Raw genomic sequence first — 3,992 nt, 5'->3', positions numbered from 1 at the left:
GTTTGTAGGCGACTCCGTCTTGCCGGTCACGACGTCCTCGCGACGATTCGCGATGCAGCGCGATTCCCGCGCGTTGAGGCGCTGGGTGCAACACCCACCCTCCTCGACCTTGTCTCCGATCAAGCGAACTTCAGTTTCCTTGAGGAGCTTGACGGTCTGCTGATCAGCGTGGCGCCTACGCGACAGGAAGAGAGCTACGAAGAGGTCTTTTCCAAGGGAATCAAAAACCTTGTTCAGGCCCTAAAGACCTGTCCCCGCCAGAGGCCGCTGCACATCACATACATCAGCACTGTCGGCGTCTTTGGAGATCAAGGTGGACAAGAGGTAGGCGAGGGATCGCCACTGGATCGGAGTCATCCGATTAACCGCCTGCTGATTGAGGCGGAGCAGCAGCTTCTTGACTTGCAGGGGCCTAACCGGAGTGTTTGTGTCTTGCGCTTGGGAGGGATTTACGGGCCTGGGCGAGACATGGTTTCGCTTGTGCAACAAGCCGCTGGCCGACCCATCTCTCGCGATGGCGATCACATTCCAGCGTGGACGCACCTCGAGGACATCAGCCGGGGCGTTGAATTTGCTTGGTACCACGATTTGGAAGGGACGTTCAATCTGGTCGACGACATGCGCCTCAGCCGAAGGCAGCTGTCCAACATCATCTGCGAGCGAAGGGGGCTCCCTCCTGTGATTTGGTGCGGCGCACCCAACGGAGCACGGGTGGTGAACGCGTCGGTCTCCAATGCGAAGATTAAGCGTCGTGGATTCAAATTCCTTTCTCCGTCCATGTTGGGTCTGCCAACACAGAGTGGCGATGTAATCAGCCGTCAAGCTCGGTCTGAATTGAGCTAAATGAAGTAACTCAAGCCAAAGACACATTTACGGCTCACTTGACGCTGGCTTTCAACACAAAGTTTGTACGCAGAACTCCTTGATTTCTTCGGAAAGAGCGACGTCAAAAAACCAATCTTGGCCACTTGGGCTTCTGCGGTTAACTTTCCAATGTCGAATCTCTGCGTCCTCAAGCGCGAGCATCAGTGCATCGCCGCTGCATCCCTCGCATTCCACCTCCTGTGGGAGAAAGTCCTTGGCAGAGACCAGAAAGCGACGTTTCATCTGGGCAGTGTTTTGGAGGTTTTGAGCTGTTCGAATGGTTCTTGCACTTCGCCTAATGTCGAGTCGTTGGAATCTCCCAGTGTGAGTGGGTCGGGATATCCCAAGGCGATCATTTTGGCACGCTCATAGAACTTGCTCTCGGTCTCCCCAGACGCTTCAAGTTCTGCTGCAAGCTTGCGCCAGTTGTTCAGCTCATCATGTTCCATTGCGTCAGCCTAGCCAGCGTGACAGCGTGTTGAGTCGCTGAACCCTCGCCATGAACCTCTGGCGGAGCGGATCCGCAGCCATCCCGCTCAACTTGTCCAGGTCACTGCAGGAACCCCATAATTCAGCTTGCTCTTCCCCTTGCTTGTGTCTGAGGCCCATTCCCTAAGCGTTAATGGGCAGCCCCAGCAGCTCAATGAACAGGAAGCCAGTCAGCTCGCAAAAGAGCTCAGGCAACAACTCCGCAACGGAAATCTTCCCCCGAGTGACGCGGACGCCATCGAAAAAATGGTGGCCGGCCTTGGTGACCCAAGAGGGCTGATGCGTCTGACCTTTGCGGAGAGCTTGGGGGTTGTTGGCAAAGCAGCGGTCCCGTCCCTTTGTAGAGCGCTCTCCAGCCATGAGAGCGTCACGGTTCGCCGGGCGGCCGCCAAGACCTTGACCTTGATCGAGGATCCCCGTGCATTGCCAGTGCTTTTGGAAGCCCTGCGCGGCGATCCTGATCCGGTCGTTCAGGGCTCAGTCGTTGGCGCGATGGCTGCCGTTGGTGCGGAGGCCATTCCCTTGCTCCTTGATGTGCTGATCGATCCCGAGAGCACGGCGATGCAGCTGGGCCTTGCCAGTTGGGCGCTTGCCTTTGTCGGTGCGCGTGCACCTGAAGCGCTTCGGGATGCGGCCGCGTCTGACCATGCCGAAATCCGCTGCGCTGCCATCGCCGCCCTCGGCGACCAAATCCAGAGCTTGGCGGATGACGTCGCCAAAGCTCTTGTGGTTGGAGCGCTATCAGACATCGATGCTGATGTCCGTGCCGAGGCGGCAACCTTGCTCGGCAAGCTCCATGACCCCGACTGGGCCGCACCTCAGCTCGAGCCTTTGCTCATCGATGCAGTGGGTCAGGTGCGCAAGAACGCCGCTCTGTCTCTGATGAAACTCAGGGCATCTGGATCAATTCCTTCTCTGCAAGCACGGTTGGATCAAGAAAACCAATCTGACGTGCAAGCCGTTCTTTCTTTGGCGATCAATCAGCTAAGCAACGAGGACGCCTGACGCGCCTTCAGGTCCTTGAGTCGCATCATCGCTGAAGTCAAGGTCTCCTTGACGTAGCTGTCCAAGCTCTCCTCATGGAGGAGTGCGTTGAATCCCGCTTCGACGGAGGGATCATTGATCTCGGCCAGGGCATTGATGGCCGCTACCCCTTGGGCTGGGTTGTCACCGCGGCTGACTTCAAGCAGTAAGGCGACTGCCTGTTCCCCCACCTGGCCGAGGGCCATCACAGACGCCACGGCAACGACGGGGGAGTCATCGCCGAGGCCGTCTCTCAGCACCGCCATCGCCCCCTCGCTGAACGGGAGTCCCGGGTAGTTCGAGGCCAGTTGTGCGTAGGCCTTCACACAGCTTGCGCGCACCGTGGCGTCGTCTGTTGTCCGAAAGCAATCAGCGATCGGTTGCATGGCTGCCTCGCCGAAAGAGCCCAGGGCCCGCACTGAGGCCCGTCTCAAGCCGACGTTGGGTTGACTGAGTAAGGCAATCAGCCTGGGGGTTGCTTCCTCTTGCCAGTGCTCCGCCATGGCGGTGAAGGCTTGGGTCTGGATATAGGGATTCGGATGCTCTAGGTCTTCAAATAATTTGTCGAGTACCTGGTTGCTCACGCCGATCTCCGGTGCCTTGCTCTGTTTCTGGCCACCTTAATCCTCGCTTTGTCGGCCTCGCTTTCTTCGCTCTTGATGTGCAAGAAAACTAAAAAAGGAGGCCCGAAGGCCTCCTGCACTCAAGCTGATTTCGATGAAGAGATCAGGAGAGGGCGTTGATGGCGTAGTCAAGATATGCCTTGAACTCGTTCAGAGCCTGGGGGCTCATGTCGCGAGGGGAGCAAGCCCGGTCGCGGGTGTAGGTCAGGGCCTCGACGTAAGCAGCGGTAGGCAGACGCAGGGTGCGGTACACCTCACGAGCACCGGCGATGCCCCACTCGTCCAGAGGGCCGGTGCCGCCCACAACCAGGCAGTAGTTGATCAGGCGCAGGTAGTGACCCAGATCGCGGTAGCACTTGTCCACTTTGGTCTGGTTCTCACCAGCCTCACCGGGCTGCCTGAGGTAGGGGTACTTGTTGAAGCATGCATCGCCAGCTTCCTTGGTCACCTTGTCCAGACCTGCAGCCAGCTTTTCGGCGGCTTCAAGGCGAGCAGCGGCGCGCTGAATGTTGCCCTGAACGGCTTCGAGGTCGTTCTGGGAAGGGAAGCGACCGGCTGCGTCAGCGGCGGTCACAACGGTGGTTGCAACGGATTTCATTTTTGAGATCCTTAGATGGAGGTTTGCGTTGAAAAGAGAGAGCTATCTCTTGTTGATTCAGCTGAGGGCGCTGATCACGCGATCGAAGTAGGAAGCAGCTTCGGCAACCAGTGCAGAGCAATCGCCCTGGACGGTTTCCATCTTGCGGAAACGAGTTTCCACAGGGTTGGTGCCGGTGGTGTTGGTCTCGTTGATGTGAGCGGTCGAGGAGGCCTTCATGATCGACACAGCGCGAGCTGCGGACTGAAGGGGCACACCCAGAGCCACATAGGTCTCCTTGAGGCCGTTCAGGCAGCGGTCATCCAGCACGGATGCATCGCCAGCCAGCAGGGCGTAGGAGATGTAGCGGAGAACGATCTCGCCGTCGCGCAGGCAAGCAGCCATGCGGCGGTTGG

Annotated in this window: 5 protein-coding genes and 1 pseudogene; 2 read left to right on the top strand and 4 right to left on the bottom strand. The window is 58.3% G+C overall.

The window, feature by feature from the left end:
• Positions 1-843, top strand: an 843-nt coding sequence (locus tag ACIQ2E_RS15005; protein WP_398332281.1) for an NAD-dependent epimerase/dehydratase family protein, incomplete at its 5' end; no start/stop codon positions are given.
• 260 nt (positions 844-1,103) lie between these two features.
• Here the strand turns inward: ACIQ2E_RS15005 and ACIQ2E_RS15000 are convergent.
• Entirely contained in the window at positions 1,104-1,313 is a 210-nt protein-coding gene (locus tag ACIQ2E_RS15000) for a hypothetical protein (RefSeq protein ID WP_398332279.1), read from the bottom strand.
• Positions 1,314-1,458: 145 nt separating this feature from the next.
• On the opposite strand from ACIQ2E_RS15000, the gene ACIQ2E_RS14995 reads away from it, so the two are divergent.
• The gene (locus tag ACIQ2E_RS14995) at positions 1,459-2,358 is read left to right on the top strand and encodes a HEAT repeat domain-containing protein (protein WP_398332277.1); all 900 of its coding nucleotides are present in this window, start codon (positions 1,459-1,461) and stop codon (positions 2,356-2,358) included.
• On the opposite strand, the gene ACIQ2E_RS14990 is transcribed toward ACIQ2E_RS14995, so the two are convergent.
• The 3 genes and pseudogenes from ACIQ2E_RS14990 to ACIQ2E_RS14980 form a co-directional block, all read right to left on the bottom strand.
• Positions 2,334-2,960 (bottom strand): HEAT repeat domain-containing protein, encoded by a 627-nt coding sequence (locus ACIQ2E_RS14990; protein WP_296444997.1) that lies wholly within the window; start codon positions 2,958-2,960, stop codon positions 2,334-2,336. The two genes, ACIQ2E_RS14995 and ACIQ2E_RS14990, sit on opposite strands and share 25 nt — an antisense overlap.
• A 142-nt stretch (positions 2,961-3,102) precedes the next feature.
• On the bottom strand, positions 3,103-3,597 hold the full coding sequence (gene cpeA / locus ACIQ2E_RS14985; RefSeq protein ID WP_296444999.1) for a class 1 C-phycoerythrin subunit alpha: 495 nt from the start codon (positions 3,595-3,597) through the stop codon (positions 3,103-3,105).
• A gap of 57 nt (positions 3,598-3,654) precedes the next feature.
• A pseudogene (locus ACIQ2E_RS14980) lies at positions 3,655-3,992 on the bottom strand (bleomycin hydrolase); the annotation flags it as partial.

Origin of the sequence: Vulcanococcus sp. (assembly GCF_044369115.1) — a bacterium.
Classification (GTDB): Bacteria; Cyanobacteriota; Cyanobacteriia; order PCC-6307; family Cyanobiaceae; genus Vulcanococcus.
This window is presented reverse-complemented; position numbering and strand designations above follow the sequence as displayed.